Source organism: Sediminihabitans luteus, from assembly GCF_002797595.1.
In the GTDB taxonomy this organism is placed as follows: domain Bacteria; phylum Actinomycetota; class Actinomycetes; order Actinomycetales; family Cellulomonadaceae; genus Paraoerskovia; species Paraoerskovia lutea.
In genome coordinates, this window is the sequence record NZ_PGFE01000001.1 from 328,500 (window position 1) to 345,366 (window position 16,867).

Here is a 16,867-nt window from a genome sequence, read left to right on the forward strand (position 1 = left end):
CACCGCGCGGGGCCGGCGTGCGACCCCACCCGCGACCACGCCGACGGCCGGGGTGTGGACGACGCCCGACGCCCGGACGGTCGACGTCGCGGGAACAGCCCGGCCCCCGCCGGCGTTGGCACCGTCGTGCCCGCGCGGCACACCGATCCCACGACCTTCAGGAGCCACCGTGACGACCACCGCCGCCCCCACCGTCCCCGACGCGGGCAGCGTCCTGATGTACTCGACGACCTGGTGCGGGTACTGCCGACGCCTCAAGACGCAGCTCGACTCCGCGGGCATCGCCTGGACCGAGGTCAACATCGAGGAGCACCCCGACGCCGCCTCGTACGTCGAGGCCGTCAACGGTGGCAACCAGACCGTCCCGACCGTCGTGTTCCCCGACGGCACCGCGGCGACCAACCCGTCGCTGCACGACGTCAAGGCGCGACTGGGCGCCTGACCCCCGGTGCCGGGCGGCCGCCCCGCCCGGCCACCCCGGGACGCGGCGGGTCTCCCCGGCCCCCGGCGCCCCGGGCTACCAGCCGCCCGGCAGGCCCGCGCCGTACCAGTGCTCGATCAGCGCCCGCGCGATCGACGCGCTCCCGGGCAGCGCGACCGTACCGTCGTCGACCGCCGCGGCGAGCTCGGCACGCGTGAACCACCGCGCGTGCGTGACCTCGACGCCGTCGACCCGCACGTCGACCGCACTCGCGCGCGCGACGAAGCCCAGCATCAACGACGCCGGGAACGGCCACGGCTGGCTGCCGAGGTAGGTGACCTCCCCCACCGGCACGCCGACCTCCTCCGCGACCTCGCGACGCACCGCGTCCTCGAGCGTCTCGCCCGGCTCGACGAAACCCGCGAGCGTCGAGTAGCGCCCCTCGGGCCAGCGCGCCGCGTGCCCGAGCAGCAGGCGGTCGTCGGCGTCGAGCACCGCCATGATGACAGCCGGGTCCGTGCGCGGGTGGTGCTCGCTCCCGTCCGCCGGGCAGCGACGCAACCACCCGGCGTCCGCCACCCGGGTCGGCGTGCCGCAGCGCGGGCAGCGCGGGTGCGTGCGGTGCCACGCGACCAGCGCGACCGCGGGCAGGGCCAGCGCCGCGTCGTCCGGCCCGAGGTTCGGCAGGAGGTCGCGCAGTCCGCGCCACACGGGCGGGGTCGCGTCGTCCCGCGCGGGACCGTCGACGCCGACGCCGTCGCCGTCCTCGCGGGCGACGACCGGACCCAGGTCGCCGCCCTCGACGACCAGCGCGACCGCGTCCACGCCCCCGACGCGGCCCAGGTCGATCCAGCGCACGACGTCGTCGGCCGCCGCGGCCGCCCCGGCGACGACACCGGCGACCGCGGGGTCGTCGGTCGTGAACCGTGCGAGGTCGTGCCCGCGGGCGACGAGCTCGCCGCCGCGCACCACGACGAGCACGGTCCCGGGCAGCGCGAGGAGCTCGGCGAGCAGTCCCGGCCGGCCGCGGCGCGGGCCCGCGCGGTCGGCACCCGAGGGCACGCGCGGCGCGTCGAGGGCGGACGCCGCACGCGGCGTCGGCCCGGTGGAGGACGTGGCTCGGGGGTCGGCACTCATGCACCGACCGTAAGCCCCCGCGGGCGTCCCCGAGGGCACGCCCGCGGTGCGGTCGCGGCGTCCACCGCCCGCCGCCCGCGGGCGCCCCGCCCGCCCGCCGCGAGCGCCCGCGCACCGGACACACCGCCGGGGAGGTCGGCCGCACGCGTGCGAGCGACTACCTTTGGTCGGGTGCCCCGATCCGCGCTGACGCTCGCAGCCCTCGCGACGGCCGCCGTGCCCGGGCTCGTCGCCGTCTCCGCGCGGGCCGAGCCCGCCGCCGGCCCCGACGTCGACGTCGCGCGCGTCACGGGCGAGGACGGCAGCGCGTGGATCGTGCGCGCCCCCACCCACGCCGCCGCCGGCGCGTCGCTCGAGGCCGAGGTCGGGCTGCTCGGCTCGCTCGACCACTACGTGACCAGCGGCGTGCTGTCGTTCACGGTGCCGCAGGTCGCGGGGTCCGCGCCGCTGCCCGAGGGCGGGCGCGCGATCGTGCACCGCGCCGTCTCCGGGACCCCGCTCGACATCGACGCGCTGCACCCCGGGCCGGGGCTCGCGGCCGACCTCGGCCGCGTCATCGCCGCGGTCCACGAGCTGCCGCACTCGGTGATCGAGAACGCCGCGCTGCCCGTGTACTCGAGCGACGAGTACCGCGAGCGCCGCCTCGTCGAGCTCGACCACGCGGCCGCGACGGGCAAGGTCCCGCCGACCCTGCTGCGCCGCTGGGAGCACGCGCTCGAGGACGTCTCGCTGTGGCGCTTCCAGCCCGTGGTCACGCACGGCGACCTGGGGCCCGAGCAGGTGCTCGTGCAGGGCGGTCGCGTCGTGACCGTCACTGACTGGTCGCAGGCGCGCGTCGCCGACCCGGCGGACGACCTCGCGTGGCTGCTCGTCGCCGCGCCGACCGACGCGATCGACTCGATCGTCGAGGCCTACCAGCTGCGCCGCACCGAGCTCTCGGACTCCCACCTGGCCGACCGCGCGCTGCTCGTGGGCGAGCTCGCGCTCGCGCGCTGGCTCCTGCACGGCGTGCGCAACCGGCTCGCGGACGTGGTCGCCGACGCGGTCGACATGCTCCAGGACCTCGACGAGCAGACGCGCGACGCCGACTGACGCGCCGGCGTCCCCCGTCGTCCCCGTCGTCCGTTCAGCCTCCCAGCACGAGCGCCTCCAGCCCGGCCTCGTCGAGCAGCGCGGCCGGGCGCACGGTCTCGTCGTCCGCGACGTAGTAGAACGCGGCACGGACCTTCTCGACCGGCAGCCCCGTCCAGCGCGCCCACGCGAGCCGGTAGACCGCGAGCTGGACCTCGCGCGTGCGCCGCGACTCGGCGTCGCGCGGCACGCGGCCCGTCTTCCAGTCCACGACGACGACCGCGTCCGTCGCGCCGTCCGCGTCGTCAGGGTCCTCCGGGAAGACCGCGTCGATGCGCGAGCGCAGCATGACGCCCGCGAGCGGCGTCTCGACGTCGACCTCGACCGCGACGGGCGTGCGCCGCGCCCACGGGGAGTCCAGGAACGTCTGCTTGAGCGCCTCGAGGTCGGCCGCGCCGCCGGGCTCGTCGTCGGCGCCGGGCACGTCCCACGGGTCGAGCAGCGACGAGCTCGTGAAGTACTGCTCCGCCCACAGGTGAAACGCGGTGCCCTGGCGCGCGTGCGGCGTCGGGCGTTGCGGCACGGGTCGGCGCAGCTGGAGCGTGAACGCGTCGCGGTCGGCGGCGAGCCGCACGAGCGCGGACGCCGACAGGTGCGCGGGCATCGCGACGTCGGCCTCGGCGTGCCTCCGGTCGCGCTCGGTGAGCAGCAGTCGCGCGAGCTGCACGAGGTCGGCACCCGACTCGTCGCGCAGGCCGGTGCCCTCCTCGGGGGGCGTCCCCTCGGCCGCGGCGCGCACGACGCGGTCGGCCGTCGCGCGCAGGTGGGCGACGACCCCGGTCCCGTCGCGGTCGGACCCGTCATGCGCGGCCCCGTCGCCGTGGACGCCGTCACGGTCGGTGTCGTCGCGGTCGTCACGGTCTGCGTCATCCCGGTCGACGCTGTCACCGTCGACGTCACCGTCACTGGTGACGTCGACGTCGTCCACCGTCACGGGCCAGGTCGGCGCCTCGACGTCCGCGTCGCGAGGGTTGTCGCCCTCCGGGAGCCCCGCCCACCCGCGGGCGTCGACGACGCCCGCCTCGGCGAGCTCGACGAGGAACGGTGACGGCGGCACGGGCTTGGTGCCCGAACGCCACCAGGCGCCCGCGACGAGCAGGTCGCGCCGCGCCCGCGTGAGCGCGACGTACGCGAGCCGCCGCTCCTCGAGGAGCTGGTGCGCGCCGGCGTCGTGCCGGAACGCCACGAGCCGCTCGTTGAGCGCCTTGCCGTCGCTCACCGCGTCGACGTCGAGCGCCGGGAGGTCGGCCGCGTCGCCGCGCAGCGCGTAGGGCAGCTCGCCCAGGCCGGTGAGCCAGCCCGAGTCCTTGGGTCCGTCAGACCCCTGCGTGCGCACCGACGGGAACACGCCGTCGACGAGCCCGGGCACCGCGACGACGTCCCACTCGAGGCCCTTGGACGCGTGCACCGTGATGACCTGGACCGCGTCGGGGTCGGGAGCGCGCAACGGCAGGTCGAGTCCCCGCTCCTGCGACGCGGCGGTGCCGAGCCAGGCGAGGAACGCGCCGAGCGTCGGGGTGTCGGCGGTCTGCGCGAACGTCGCGGCGACGTCGCGGAACGCGTCGAGGTGCGCCCGCCCGCGGTCCCCCGAGCCGACGGTCCGACTCGTGAGCCGGCTCGCCTCCGCGGCGAGCGCGACCTCGATGTCGAGCCCGAGGGCGTGCTCGGCCTGCGCGACGAGCTCGGGCAGCGACAGGTACGTCTGGGTGCGCAGCACGCGCAGCGTGCCCGCGAGCGCGGTCAGGCGCGCGTGGGCCGCGGGGCTCAGGGTGCGCCCGTCGAACGCCGCCTGCCCGGGACGCGGGAGGTCGTCGAGCGCGTCGACGATCGACCGGTGGTCGACGACGTCACCCTGGACGACGTCACCCTGGACGACGTCGCCGTCGGCCCCGAGGTCCACCTCGGCCCGTTCGCGCCGCGCCCGCGCCGGCGAGTCGAACCGTGCGAGGTCGGCCGACCGGCTCGCGAGCGCGTGCAGGTCTGCCGGGCCCAGGCCCACCCGGGGGCCGGTCAGGATGCGCGCGAGCGAGTCGCCGCGCGAGGGGTCGTGCGCGGCCTCGAGCAGCGCGACGACGTCGACCACCTCGGGCGTCGAGAGCAGGCCGCCGAGACCGACGACCTCGACGGGCAGGCCCTTGGCGCGCAGCGCGACCTCGATCGGCACGAACTGCGAGCGCGCACGGCACAGCACCGCGGCGCTGACCCGGCCGGCGCCGTCGGCCGAACGCGCGGGACGCCAGCGCGCGGCGACGAAGTCGGCGACCGCGGCCGCCTCCTCCTCGATCGTCGCGGCGTAGACCGACGTGACGGCGCCGTCGCCCGCACCTGGACGGGCGGCGAGCGGGGGGACCTCGACCGCGGCCCGCGGCCCGGCGTCGGCGATCGCCCGCAGCGGCGCGGCGACGACGTTCGCGGCGTCGAGCACCGCGTGGTCGTTGCGCCACGAGGTCGACAGGTAGTGCACGGGCGCGCGCGACCCGCCCGCCGGGGCGAAGCGCTCCGGGAACCTGGCGAGACCTGACGCGCTCGCCCCGCGCCACCCGTAGATGGACTGGTGCGGGTCGCCGACCGCGGTGACCGCGTGCCCTCCCCCGAACAGCGCGGCGAGCAGCTCGGTCTGCGCGTACGAGGTGTCCTGGTACTCGTCGAGGAGCACGACCCGGAACCGCGCACGCTCGGCGGCCGCGACCTGCGGCACCTCGCGCGCGAGCCGTGCGGCGATCTCGATCTGGTCGCCGAAGTCGAGGGCCTCGGCACGGCGCTTGGCCTCGCGGTACTGGCCGACGAGCTCGAGCACGCGGCGGCGGTCGTCGAGGCTCCGCACGAGCTTGAGCACGTCGGCGTAGTGGGCCGTGCGCTTCTCGCCGAGCGGCATCGTCACGATGCGGTCGACGATCGCACCGACGCCCGCGGCCGCCTCGTCGGGTTCGAGCAGGTGCTCGCCGAGCGCGCCCGAGAGCGTGAGCACGGCCTGCACGACCGTCGAGAACGACGGGTCGTCGGTGAAGTCGCCCGTCCAGGACTCGACGATCCCGGCGGCGAGCTGCCACTGGCTCGCCTCGGAGAGCAGGCGCGAGTCGGGCTCGACGCCGAGCCGCAGCGCGTGGTCCGTCACGAGCGACCCCGCGTACGCGTTGTACGTCGCGATGGTCGGCCGGTCGAGCATCGCGAGCCCGCCCGGGCGCCCCTCGGCGCGCGCGAGCTGGGCGAGCCGTGCCTGCACGCGCTCCGCGAGCTCGCCCGCGGCCTTGCGCGTGAACGTCAGCCCGAGCACCTGCTCGGGCGCGACGAACCCGTTGTCGATGAGCCACACGACGCGCGCCGCCATGGTCTCGGTCTTGCCCGAGCCGGCGCCCGCGACCACGAGCATGGGCTCGAGCGGCGCCTCGATCACGCGCTGCTGCTCGGGCGTCGGGCCGGGTCGCCCGAGCAGCGTCGCGATGTCGGACGCCGACCGCGGCGTCGCGCGGCGCACCGGCCCCTGGTCCGGGGCGCCGTCGGGCCCCGTGGTGCTGCTCTCGTCGGGGAGCGCGGGCTCGCCCGGGTCGAGGAGCGCGCCGCCCTCGAACGCGTCGCGCGCACCGCCGAGCAGCGCACCCTCGAGGTCTGCCGCGGAGTCGACCAGGGCGCGCTCGTACGCCCAGTCGTCGCGCTGCGTGCTGTCGGGGCTCATGCGATCACCTGACGTCCTTCGGGCTGTGCCGGGCAGGTGCGGCGCACCGGGCACATCGAGCACATGTCGTTCGGCGTGGCCGCGAAGCGCGCGGCGGCCATGGTGTCCGCGACGCCCTCGACGAGGTCACGGGCCCAGCTCGACCCGTCCTCGGCGACCTCGAGCGGCTTCTGGGTGCGCAGCGTCGGGTTCTTGCCGTCACCGACGAACACGAGCTGCGCGCCCGTGCTGCGCGACGGGCCGGGCAGGTCGAACGCGCCGCCCTCGACCGCGAGCTGGTAGGCGCCGAGCTGCGGGTTGGTCTCGGCCTTAGCGATCGTCGGCTTCGTCCGGCCCGTCTTGAGGTCGACCACGCGCACGCCGTCGTCGCCGTCCGCCTCGACGCGGTCGACCACGCCGCGCAGCACGGCCCGCCCGACCTCGAGCTCGAACGGCGCCTCGACGAGCACGGCCTCGCCCGCGACCTGGAAGTACGCCGCGAGACGCTCGACCATGCCCTCGGCGTGCCGTCGGGCCGCGGTCGCCGGCCAGCCGGGCGTGAGCCCGAGCTCGGGCCAGCGCCGGTCGAGCTCTGCCGCGAGCTCGTGGTGCGCGCCCGCGGGATGCGACTGCGCGATCGAGTGGATGAGGTTGCCGAGGCTCTGCGCGGTCGCGTCGGCGGCCGTCGCGCCGCCCGACTCGAGCGCCCAGCGCAGGGCACAGCGGTCGACCGACTCGACCTTCGACGGTGAGACGTGCACGGTCGCGTCGGCGTCCCACAGGGGCTCGGTCGAGCTGAGGTCGTGCACCGCGTACCAGGTGCCCGGGTCGGCCTCCGCGACCCGGGCCGCCGCGAGCTCGGCCAGCAGGGCGGCCGCCGCGTCACCGGGGGCCGAGGGCCGGCCGTCGACCTCGTCGGCGACGAGCGCTCCGCGGGCCCGCGCGACCACGCCGCGCAGGTCGAGCGGGCTGCCGACCACCGCACGTCGCGCCGCCGCGACGTCCTCGGGCTCGAGCGCGACGCCGTCGGCGCCGTCCGTCCCGCCGTCGACGAGGTCGCAGAACGGCGAGGGGACGTCCTCGGCGTCGTCGACCGCGGTCACCAGGAGCCGGCGCGAGGCGCGCGAGGTCGCGACCGCGAACGAGCGCAGCTCGTCGTCGAGCACCGCACGCCGGGCCTCGCGACCTGTGCCGTGCCCACCGCCGGACCGGCCCGCGACGAGCTCGACGAGCGCGTGGCTGCCCAGCAGCGAGTCGCGCAGGCGCAGGTCGGGCCACGAGCCGTCCTGCACGCCGACGACGGCGACGACCTGCCACTCGCGCCCCGCCGCCCCCGCGGGAGTGAGGGCGGCGACCGTCCCGCCGCCCGCCGCGGTCGCCGCGAGCGAGTCGGCCGGCAGGTCCTGCGAGTCGAGGTAGTCGACGAACGCGAGCGGCGGCGAGCCGGGCATGCGCTCGACGAACGTCTCGGCCGCCCGGAACAGGGCGAGCACCGCGTCGAGGTCGCGGTCGGCCCGCGCGCCCGCGGGGCCGCCCGCGAGCGCCGAGGCGCGCCAGCGGTCGGCGAGGCCGCTGGTCTCCCAGGCCGACCACAGCACCGACTGCGCGTCGGCGCCGGGTGCGGTGGCGACGTCCGCGACGGCGGCGATCACGCGGGACACCGCAGCCACGCCGCGGCGCACGGGGGCGGGGAGCGTCCCGGCGCGCGCCGGGTCGAGCAGCACGTCGACGAGCAGCGCGTCGGACGTGCGCCCGCCGCCGCCCGCGAGCTCCTCGGCGCGCAGGGCCCGGCGCAGGCGCCGCAGCGCGACGACGTCGGTCGCCCCGAGCGGTGAGGTCATGAGCGCGACCGCCGTGTCGGCGTCGAGGTCGGGCGCGCCCGCCGCGACCGACACCCCGACGCGCACGGCCGCCAGGAGGGGGCTCACGGCGGGCTCGTCGCGCAGCGGGACGTCGGAGCCGAGCGTCGCGACCGGCACCGACGCCGCGAGCAGGCCGCGGCGGATCGCGGCGAGCTGGGCGCCCGAGCGGGCGATCACGGCCATCTGGTCCCACGGCGTGCCGTGCAGCAGGTGCTCGGCGCGCAGCACGCGCGCGACGTGCGCGGCCTCCTGCGCCGCGGTCGGCAGCACGTCGACCGACGCGCCGCGGGGCGCGGGCACGTCGGCGATCACGTCCCCGCGCTCGGCCACGCCCCCGCGCCCGGCCACGCCCCCACGCCCGGCCACGGGCCCGGACTCGTTCCCGCTCCCGACCCCTGCCGTGGCCCCGCGGTGCAGCGCGCCGCCCACGAGCCGGATCGGCTGCGTGACCCGGCGGGTGACCTCGCGCAGCGCGGGGTCCTGCCGCCAGGCGGTCGTGAGCACCACGGGGTGCGCGGCGAGCTCGCCGTGCCAGCCGTCGACGTCGTGCCCGGGGCGGGGCCGGGGCGCGGTCGCACGCCCCACGAGCGCGGGTGACGCGCCGCGGAACCCCTGCACGGTCGAGTCCGGGTCGGCGAGCAGCAGCAGCCGCGCCCCGTCGTCGTGCAGCGCGCGCAGGAACCCGGCGGTCGCGACGGTCGCCTCGTGGTAGTCGTCGACCACGACGAGGTCCCACGACGGGCGGACGGCGCGCGGGACCTCGTCCTCCCACGCGCCGAGCGCCGCGGTGGCCTCGTCGACGACGACGGCGGGGTCGTAGCGCGCGCCGAGGTCGGGGGTGCCGGCCCGCAGCGCCGTCACGTCGAGGTACTCCTCGTACACGCGCGCCGCGGTGCACCACTCGGGGCGTTCGTGCGCGCGGCCGAGCTCGTCGAGGTCGACCGGACTGAGTCCGCGCTCCGCGGCGCGCATGAGCAGGTCGCGCAGCTCCTGACGCAGCCCGCGCAGCAGCAGCACGTCGTCGCCCACGCCCTCGAGGTTGCCGCGCATCTCGAGCGGCGGGGCGTCGCCGGCGGCGTGCCCGGCGAGGAGGTCGGCGAGCACGAGGTCCTGCTCGGGGCCGGTGATCAGGGTGGGGCTCGGCTCGGCGAGGGCCGCGGCGCGCGTGCGCAGCACCGCGAAGGCCGCCGACGCGGCGGTGCGGACCATGGGCGCGCTCGTGGTCCGGTCGGTCGCGGTCGCCACGCGCGAGCGCAGCTGCGCCGCCGAGCGCCGGGACGCACCGAGCACGAGGACGCGCGCCGGGTCGGTGCCCTGCTCGACCGCGCGCGCGGCGGCCGCGACGGCGAGGGTCGTGCGGCCCGTCCCCGCGGCCCCGACGACGAGCACGACCGGGTGCGCCTCGAGCGCGTCGAGCGCGGCGGTCTGGCTCGCGTCGAGCGTCGGCAGCGGGGCCGGGGCGGTGGGGCTGGCGAGTCGGGGCACGTCGCAGAGTCCACCACGCGCCACCGACAGCGGCGTCAGGGGTCGGGCCACCCGTTGGGCCGGCAGCCCTCGGTCGAGATCGACTGCTGCACCATGACGTCGGCGAGCTCGCCGTCGCCCGCGCAGTGCACGTGACCGTGCCCGAGCAGGTGCCCGACCTCGTGGTTGACGAGGTAGTGCCGGTAGGTGACGACGTCGCCGTCGAAGTCGGGCGCGCCCGTGACCCAGCGGCGGAAGTTCAGCACCGCGCTCGTGCCCGTGCCGCACGAGAGGTCGCCGCCCGTGTCGAGCGGGGCGCACAGGTCGTCGACGGTCCCGGGGCTCGCGAGCACCACCCGGTAGTCGGCGTCGCCGTCGGTGCGCGCGAACGTCACGCCGTCGGACGCCCCCCAGCCGCGCGGGTCGTCGAGCGTGGTCAGCACCGCGTCGGCGAAGACCTCGGGGTCCACGGGAAGGCCCTTCTCGACCTCGACCCGCACCGTGCGCACGTCGCCGTCGCCCGTGGCGCGCGTCGAGCCGGGGACGACCTCGAGCGTGCCGTCGAGGGCCTCGACGACCCGGGTCCCGGTGAGCCCGGACCCTGGCTCGGGCGTCGGCGTGGCCGCGTTCGTGGGGTATTTCGTGGGGGTCTGCGCGGGTGTCTGCGTGGGCGCCGCGCTCGGTGCGGACGTGCCACCGGGCGTCGACGCGACCGCCGGGCGGTCCGCACGGCTCGCGCTCTCGTCCCGCAGCGGGTCCGCGCCGTCGGCGAGCGGGACGGCAGCCGCCACGCCGTCGTCGGCCGGGTGGCTCCACCGGTCGCCGCGGACCCCCTCCACCACGCCGACACCGCCGACCACGACCGTGGCGGCCACGACGACGGCCAGCACGGCCCGTCTCCTGCGCGTGACGTCGCGGGGGTCGGCTCCGTCGTCCGCCCGCGTCGCACCCATACCGGACATGATCGCATCCTGACACCCCTCGACACGCCACCGTCCGCTGGCCCTAGTGTCACCGGGCATGACGAACGCCACACAGGGGGTCGAGCGGACGGCGGGCACGCCACCGGCCTCGAGCACACGCATGCCCCGGGCCCAGCGTCGCGCACAGCTGCTGCACCTCGCCGAGGAGCTCTTCGCCCGGTCCGGGTACCACCACGTCGCGATGGACGACGTCGCGGACGCCGCCGGGATCAGCAAGCCGATCCTGTACCGGCACTTCGTGTCGAAGATCGACCTGTACCTGAACGTCGTCGACGTGCAGGGCGCGCTGCTCGTCGCGGCGGTGCGCGAGGGACTGGCCCGGGCGGCGTCCGCCCCCGGCGACGGGGCCTCCGTCGACGGCGCCCACGTCGTCGACGCGGTCGTCGAGGCCTACGTCGCGTACGCGCGCGACGCCGGGCCGGCGGCGTCCCTGCTCTTCGAGTCGGACGTCATGCGCGACCCCGAGGTGCGCGCCCGCGTGCTCGCGCCGCACGAGACCGTCGCCGCCGAGCTCGCGACCGTGCTCGAGCCCCTCACGGGCCTCGACCACGGCCACGCGCTCGTCGTGGCGCGCACCTGCACGGGGATCGCGCGCTCCGCGGCCGCCGAGGTCGACCGGCGCACCGCGGACGACGCGCACCACCTCGTCCCGCAGCTGGCGTGGGGCGGGCTGCGCGGGATGCTCGGCTCGCGCTGACCCCGGGCCGACCCCGAGCCGACCCCGACGCGGGCTCGGCGGTCCTCTGCGCCGACGGCGAACGTCGGGCCCGACGGGGCCCGGCGGGCGGCGTCGGGCACCGGCACGGGACTATCGTTCACGACAGCGCCCGCCGACCGGTGGGTGACGTCGACCTGAGGAGTGTCCCGTGGAAGTCACGATCGGTGTGCAGAACCTGGGCCGTGAGCTCGTCGTCGAGACCGACGACACCGCCGAGGCCGTCGCCGCGGCCGTCGGGTCCGCGCTCGCGGACGGCACCGTGCTGCAGCTGACCGACACGAAGGGTCGGCGCGTGATCGTGCCGGCCTCCGCGCTCGGCTACGTCGAGATCGGCGCCGAGACGCAGCGCCGCGTGGGCTTCGGCTCGCTCTGACCCGACCGGCTCGGGCTCGCGCCTCAGGCGGCGAGCCCGAGCCGTCCCATGCGCCGCGTGTGCTCGGCCGTGAGCCGTGACAGCACCCACGCCTGGTCGGTGCGCGGCTGGACCGCGCCGGGACGCTCGGCGGCGTCGCGCGCCGCGCCCGCCGCGATCAGGCGGGCCAGCCCGGGTCGCGACGCGAGCAGCGCCTGCACGACACCGAGCGACTCGCCCACGAGGCGCCTGCCCCACAGGGCGAGCCGCGACGCGACCGCGGCGTCGGCCTGCGCCGCGCGCAGCAGCTCGTCCGCCGCGCTCTCGTCCGCCTCGGAGTCGAGCACGACCTCGAGGACGACGGCGCGGCTGGCCTCGTCCAGGCCGTCGACCGCGAGCCGGCAGAAGTCGTCGACGATCCCGTGCCCGACGTAGCCCTTGAGCAGGCCCTCCCACCACGTGCTCGGGGTGGTCCTGGCCTCGTAGTCGTCGTAGATCCCGTCGAAGCCCGCGATCCGCGCGGTCGGGTCCCCGCCGAGCTCGGCGATGCGCGCGAGCACCTGGCCCTGCCGCTGCACGGCGCGTGCCGCGTAGCGCGCGAGCTCGAGCCGCTCGCGCACCGCGGGCGCCTGCTCCGAGCTCGCCGCGAGCCGCGCGAAGCTCGTGAGCTCGGTGTACGCGAGCAGCCCGAGGAGGTCCAGCCGGTCCTCCGCGCGCTGGACGTCGTCGGACGTCGCGCCGGCCGCGGTACCGGCTGAGGTACCGGCCGAAGACCCGGCCGTGTCGACCACCGGGGTGCCGGGCGCCGGGACGGCCCCGCCGGGGGCGGGGTCGGGCTGCACGGACGCGTCGCGGGGCTCGTTCGTCGTCTGGCTCACCCGGTCAGCGTAGTCGCGCGGCCGCGACACGACCCGCGCGTCGCGGCCGGGGCTGGACACGGTCCTCTATCATGGACACGTACAACGGTTGCCCGGTCGTAACAACGCACACGTCATCACCTGCACCACTCGCAGATGCACACGACCGCCGGTCCCCACCGGCACGCCGTCCGCACGTTCGCCCAGGTCCACGACCCGCGGTCCACCCGACCACGGCACGGTCCCGGGGTGACGCACGGCGAGGAATCCCACGATCGGCTGCCGGCCACAGGGCGCGACGACCGCACCCGCCGGAGCATCGTGGTCCCACCACCTGGTGGCACGACCGCAGTGCCAGCGCGCGACGTCAGCCCTCGAGACGAACGAGGCACCAGCAGTGACCACGACCACCACCCCCGACGAGAGCTTCGCTCCCGCCGACGTGAGCATCATCGACGCCCCGACCCCCGACGGGTCGACCACGACGTCCGCCAGCATCCAGGCCGCCGACGTCACCTTCGCGGACTTCGACGTGCGCCCCGAGATCGTCGCGGCGCTCGCCGACTCCGGCATCGTGACGCCGTTCCCGATCCAGGCCATGACCCTCCCGGTCGCGCTCGCGGGCCACGACATCATCGGCCAGGCCAAGACCGGTACCGGCAAGACCCTCGGCTTCGGGGTGCCACTGCTGCACCGCGTCGTGGCCCCCGGCGAGCCCGGCTTCGACGAGCTGCCCGCCCCGGGCAAGCCGCAGGCCCTCGTCATCGCCCCGACGCGCGAGCTCGCCGTCCAGGTCGCGACCGACCTCGAGCGCGCCTCGACCAAGCGCTCGGTGCGTGTGCTCCAGGTCTACGGCGGCCGCGCGTACGAGCCGCAGATCGAGGCCCTCGTGCGCGGCGTCGAGGTCGTCGTCGGGACCCCCGGCCGCATGCTCGACCTGCTCAACCAGGGCCACCTCAACCTCACGCGCGCCGCGACCGTGGTGCTCGACGAGGCCGACGAGATGCTCGACCTCGGGTTCCTGCCCGACGTCGAGAAGATCCTCGCGCGCACCCCCGCCAAGCGGCACATGATGCTCTTCTCGGCGACCATGCCGGGCGCCGTGGTGTCGATGGCTCGCCGATACATGACGCAGCCGACGCACATCCGGGCCAACGACCCCGACGACGGCGGCCAGACCGTCAAGAACATCAAGCAGGTCGTCTACCGCGCGCACGCGCTCGACAAGGTCGAGGTGCTCGCGCGCATCCTGCAGTCCGAGGGCCGCGGCCGCACGATCGTGTTCGCCCGCACCAAGCGGACCGCCGCGAAGGTCTCGGACGAGCTGCGCGACCGCGGCTTCGCGGCCGGCGCGATCCACGGCGACCTGGGCCAGGGCGCACGCGAGCAGGCGCTGCGCGCGTTCCGCAACGGCAAGATCGACGTGCTCGTGGCGACCGACGTCGCCGCGCGCGGCATCGACGTCGACGACGTGACGCACGTCGTGAACTACCAGTGCCCCGAGGACGAGCGCACCTACCTGCACCGCACCGGGCGCACCGGCCGCGCGGGCAACAAGGGCACCGCGATCACGTTCGTCGACTGGGACGACACGCCCCGCTGGGGCCTGATCGACAAGGCCCTCGAGCTCGGGTTCCCCGAGCCCGTCGAGACGTACTCGACGTCGCCGCACCTGTACACCGACCTCAACATCCCCGAGGGCACCAAGGGCCGCCTGCCCCGCAGCGCCCAGCACCTCGCGGGCCTCGAGGCCGAGACTCTCGAGGACCTCGGCGAGACCGGCAAGCGCGGCGGCGGCGCCGCGCCTCGCTCGGGCGGTCGCGACGGTGGCCGCGATGGTGGCCGCGACGGCGGACGTGACGGCGGCCGTGAGCGCTCGGGCGGCGGGCGCTCCGCCTCGCGCGGCGGCCGCGCGGGCTCCGGGCGCGACGGTCAGCGGTCGGACGCCGCACGGTCCGAGGGCACCGGGCGCGCAGCGGGCGCCGGACGCACCGACGGCGGGCGCACCGACGGCGGCCGTCCTGAGGGCACGACGTCCGACGCCGCGCGCGAGGGCGCCGCGGGCGCGAGCACTGCAGGCGCGGGCACTGCAGGCGCGGGCACTGCAGGCACGAGCACTGCGGGCGAGGGCGCACCGCGCCGCCGCAGCCGCAGCCGTCGGCGCACGCGCGGCGGCCGTCCCGCGGGCGCACAGTCGACGGGCGACCAGGGCTCGACCGGACAGGGCTCGACCAGCCAGGGCTCGACCAGCCAGGGCTCGACCGGCCAGGGCGCTCCCGCCGCGGAGTGACGCGCAGGAGCGAGCGTGCGGGGTGGTCCCCAGACCCCGGTGCGCACGCTCGCTCCTGACCCTCCCGCTGCCCCTCCGGCAGCGACGTCCCCGCCGTCGTCCGGCTACGGCCAGTCGACGTCGGTCACGCGGTTCCACCCGATCTGCTGCGCGTCCCACCGCGCGGCGTGCTGCACGAGCCTCGGCACGAACGTCGCGTAGTCGCGCTGCGCCTGGGGCGTCCACGCGACTTCGGCGACCGCCGGCAGGCGCGGGTACAGCAGGTAGTCCATGTACTGCTGCACGGGCACGAAGTCGTCGGTCGAGTCCGGCAGCGCGAGCACGCCGTTCTGGTACGTGCGGTCCGACCACAGCGCGGCCTCGACGCCCACGACGCGGTCGGCCGGGACGGCGACGAGCGAGTCGTCCAGGGGCGACGTGAGCTCGGTCGCGGGATCCCAGTCGTAGGCCTGCTCGAGGTCGACGAACCCTGCCCACTGGAGGCCGTACGTGCTCCAGTCGTCGTACCGCATGTCGAGGTACGTGCGGTCGGGCGGCATCATGACCACGTCGGCGCCCTTGTCCACCGCGTCGCGCATGTACCCGACCTCGTCGGTCTCGACCTGCGTGCCGATCCCGGCGCGGTTGCGCCCGCCCACGCCCCAGTACTCGACGAGCGTCCCGGGCGGCAGGGTCTCGGACTGCGCCCACTCGTGCCACCCGATCACGGTCTTGCCGGCGGCGACGACCTCCGCGTTGGCGGCCTCGGTGTAGTTCTCGTACCAGCCGTCGGGCGGGTCGGGCACCTCGTCGCCGCCCAGGTGCAGGTACGGCCCGGGCGTCATGTCGGCGAGCGCCGTGACGACGCCGTGCAGGTAGTCGCGCACCGCGGGCATGTTCTCGTCGGACGAGCAGATCATGGGGTTGCCGACGTCGAACCCGGAGTAGGGCTCGGCGGGCGTGCCGTCGCAGCGCAGCGCGCCGATCGCGGACTGCGCCGCGAGCGTGTGGCCGGGGCCGTCGATCTCGGGCACCACGGTCACGAACCGGCGGGCCGCGTGGTCGACGATCCGCGCGTAGTCCTCGGCGGTGTAGTACCAGTCCTCGCCCGTGTCGTTCGTGCCGGGCGCGAACCCGGACTGCGTGCGCGCGCCGATCTCGGTGAGCTCGGGCATGCCGTCGATCGCGATGCGCCAGCCCTGGTCGTCGGCGAGGTGCAGGCGCAGCACGTCGAACTTGTACGACGCGGCCTGGTCGATCAGCCGCAGCACGTCCTCGACCGGGTAGAAGCGCCGCGCGACGTCGAGCCCGACGGCGCGGTAGGCGTAGCGCGGCTGGTCCTCGACGCGGACGGCGGGCACCGTCCAGCCACCGGCCGGCGCGGGCTGCTCGGAGGTGGCCGCGACGGGCGCGGGCAGCAGCTGGAGCAGCGTCTGGGTCCCGCGGAACAGCCCCGCGGGCGTCGCGGCCTCGATCGTCACCCCGTCGGACGTCGCGGCGAGCGCGTACCGCTCGGCCGCGGGGTCGGTCAGGGGCCCGTTCGGGTCCCACCCGGCGGCGTCACCCACGAGCCGGAGCGTGATGCTGCCCGGCACGACGTCGAGGTCGTCGGCGCTCACCTCGACCGTGTCACCGTCACCCGCATCACCGTCCACCGCTGCGCTCGGCCCGTCGGCCCGGGCCAGGTCGAACCCGGTCGCGGGCGCGAGCTGCTCGCCGAGGGTCTCCCCCACCCCGGTCACGGCCGCGCGGACGTCGCCCGCGACGTCCGCGTCCACGACGGTGACCACTCGCGTGGTCGGCTCGAGGACGAACGGGTCACCACCGTCCTGCTCGAGCGAGACGGGCATCGGGACCAGGCCGAGGGTCGTGCCGGAGCCGTCGGCCGCGCCGTCCGACGTCACGGCGAGCGTGACCGCGGTGGCGGCGGCGAGGCCGACGACGACCGCGGCCGCGGCGAGGGCGCGGCGGCGGCGTGGTGCGGGACGGTCGGGGGCGGGATCGGTTCTCACGTCCACGGA

General features: G+C 76.5%; 11 protein-coding genes. 5 read left to right on the forward strand and 6 right to left on the reverse strand.

Features of this window, described 5'->3' with window-relative positions; genetic code table 11:
• Positions 1-217 precede the first annotated feature (217 nt).
• Positions 218-442, forward strand: a complete 225-nt coding sequence (locus CLV28_RS01555) for a mycoredoxin (RefSeq protein ID WP_100422321.1) — start codon at positions 218-220, stop codon at positions 440-442.
• 75 nt (positions 443-517) lie between these two features.
• Here the strand turns inward: CLV28_RS01555 and nudC are convergent, their stop codons facing one another.
• Entirely contained in the window at positions 518-1,558 is a 1,041-nt protein-coding gene (nudC, locus tag CLV28_RS01560; protein WP_100421542.1) for an NAD(+) diphosphatase, read from the reverse strand.
• A 171-nt stretch (positions 1,559-1,729) separates the two neighbouring features.
• Here nudC and CLV28_RS01565 point away from each other — a divergent pair, with 171 nt between their 5' ends.
• On the forward strand, positions 1,730-2,650 hold the full coding sequence (locus CLV28_RS01565; protein WP_100421543.1) for a phosphotransferase: 921 nt from the start codon (positions 1,730-1,732) through the stop codon (positions 2,648-2,650).
• Between the two features lie 34 nt (positions 2,651-2,684).
• Here the strand turns inward: CLV28_RS01565 and CLV28_RS01570 are convergent, their stop codons facing one another.
• From CLV28_RS01570 to CLV28_RS01580, 3 genes are read right to left on the reverse strand one after another with little or no spacing between them, the layout of a single operon-like run.
• Positions 2,685-6,362, reverse strand: a complete 3,678-nt coding sequence (locus CLV28_RS01570; protein ID WP_100421544.1) for an ATP-dependent helicase — start codon at positions 6,360-6,362, stop codon at positions 2,685-2,687.
• On the reverse strand, positions 6,359-9,688 hold the full coding sequence (locus CLV28_RS01575; RefSeq protein ID WP_239073362.1) for a UrvD/REP family ATP-dependent DNA helicase: 3,330 nt from the start codon (positions 9,686-9,688) through the stop codon (positions 6,359-6,361). The genes CLV28_RS01570 and CLV28_RS01575 overlap by 4 nt, the downstream gene beginning before the upstream one ends.
• A gap of 35 nt (positions 9,689-9,723) precedes the next feature.
• Complete coding sequence (locus CLV28_RS01580; RefSeq protein WP_239073361.1) at positions 9,724-10,629, reverse strand: DUF3152 domain-containing protein; 906 nt, start codon at positions 10,627-10,629, stop codon at positions 9,724-9,726.
• A 58-nt stretch (positions 10,630-10,687) separates the two neighbouring features.
• Between CLV28_RS01580 and CLV28_RS01585 the strand changes: the two genes are divergently transcribed.
• Together CLV28_RS01585 and CLV28_RS01590 are read left to right on the forward strand one after the other, a co-directional pair.
• On the forward strand, positions 10,688-11,347 hold the full coding sequence (locus CLV28_RS01585) for a TetR/AcrR family transcriptional regulator (protein ID WP_100421545.1): 660 nt from the start codon (positions 10,688-10,690) through the stop codon (positions 11,345-11,347).
• A 169-nt stretch (positions 11,348-11,516) separates the two neighbouring features.
• The gene (locus CLV28_RS01590) at positions 11,517-11,741 is read left to right on the forward strand and encodes a DUF3107 domain-containing protein (protein WP_100421546.1); all 225 of its coding nucleotides are present in this window, start codon (positions 11,517-11,519) and stop codon (positions 11,739-11,741) included.
• 23 nt (positions 11,742-11,764) lie between these two features.
• On the opposite strand, the gene CLV28_RS01595 is transcribed toward CLV28_RS01590, so the two are convergent.
• Positions 11,765-12,598, reverse strand: coding sequence for a ferritin-like fold-containing protein (locus CLV28_RS01595; RefSeq protein WP_239073360.1), 834 nt, complete (start codon positions 12,596-12,598; stop codon positions 11,765-11,767).
• Positions 12,599-12,974: 376 nt separating this feature from the next.
• Here CLV28_RS01595 and CLV28_RS01600 point away from each other — a divergent pair, with 376 nt between their 5' ends.
• Complete coding sequence (locus CLV28_RS01600; RefSeq protein WP_100421547.1) at positions 12,975-14,867, forward strand: DEAD/DEAH box helicase; 1,893 nt, start codon at positions 12,975-12,977, stop codon at positions 14,865-14,867.
• Positions 14,868-14,971: 104 nt separating this feature from the next.
• Here the strand turns inward: CLV28_RS01600 and CLV28_RS01605 are convergent, their stop codons facing one another.
• Positions 14,972-16,858 carry a beta-N-acetylhexosaminidase gene (locus CLV28_RS01605; protein ID WP_157802443.1) on the reverse strand — a complete coding sequence of 629 codons (1,887 nt, stop codon included), beginning with the start codon at positions 16,856-16,858 and terminating at the stop codon, positions 14,972-14,974.
• Positions 16,859-16,867 lie beyond the last annotated feature (9 nt).

Bases quoted from the DNA above. Each gene is read 5' to 3' on its own strand.
- CLV28_RS01555 (WP_100422321.1), top strand. From the start codon at position 218: ATGTACTCGACGACCTGGTGCGGGTACTGCCGACGCCTCAAGACGCAG.
- CLV28_RS01580 (WP_239073361.1), bottom strand. From the start codon at position 10,629: ATGTCCGGTATGGGTGCGACGCGGGCGGACGACGGAGCCGACCCCCGC.
- CLV28_RS01570 (WP_100421544.1), bottom strand. From the start codon at position 6,362: ATGAGCCCCGACAGCACGCAGCGCGACGACTGGGCGTACGAGCGCGCC.
- CLV28_RS01585 (WP_100421545.1), top strand. From the start codon at position 10,688: ATGACGAACGCCACACAGGGGGTCGAGCGGACGGCGGGCACGCCACCG.
- nudC (WP_100421542.1), bottom strand. From the start codon at position 1,558: ATGAGTGCCGACCCCCGAGCCACGTCCTCCACCGGGCCGACGCCGCGT.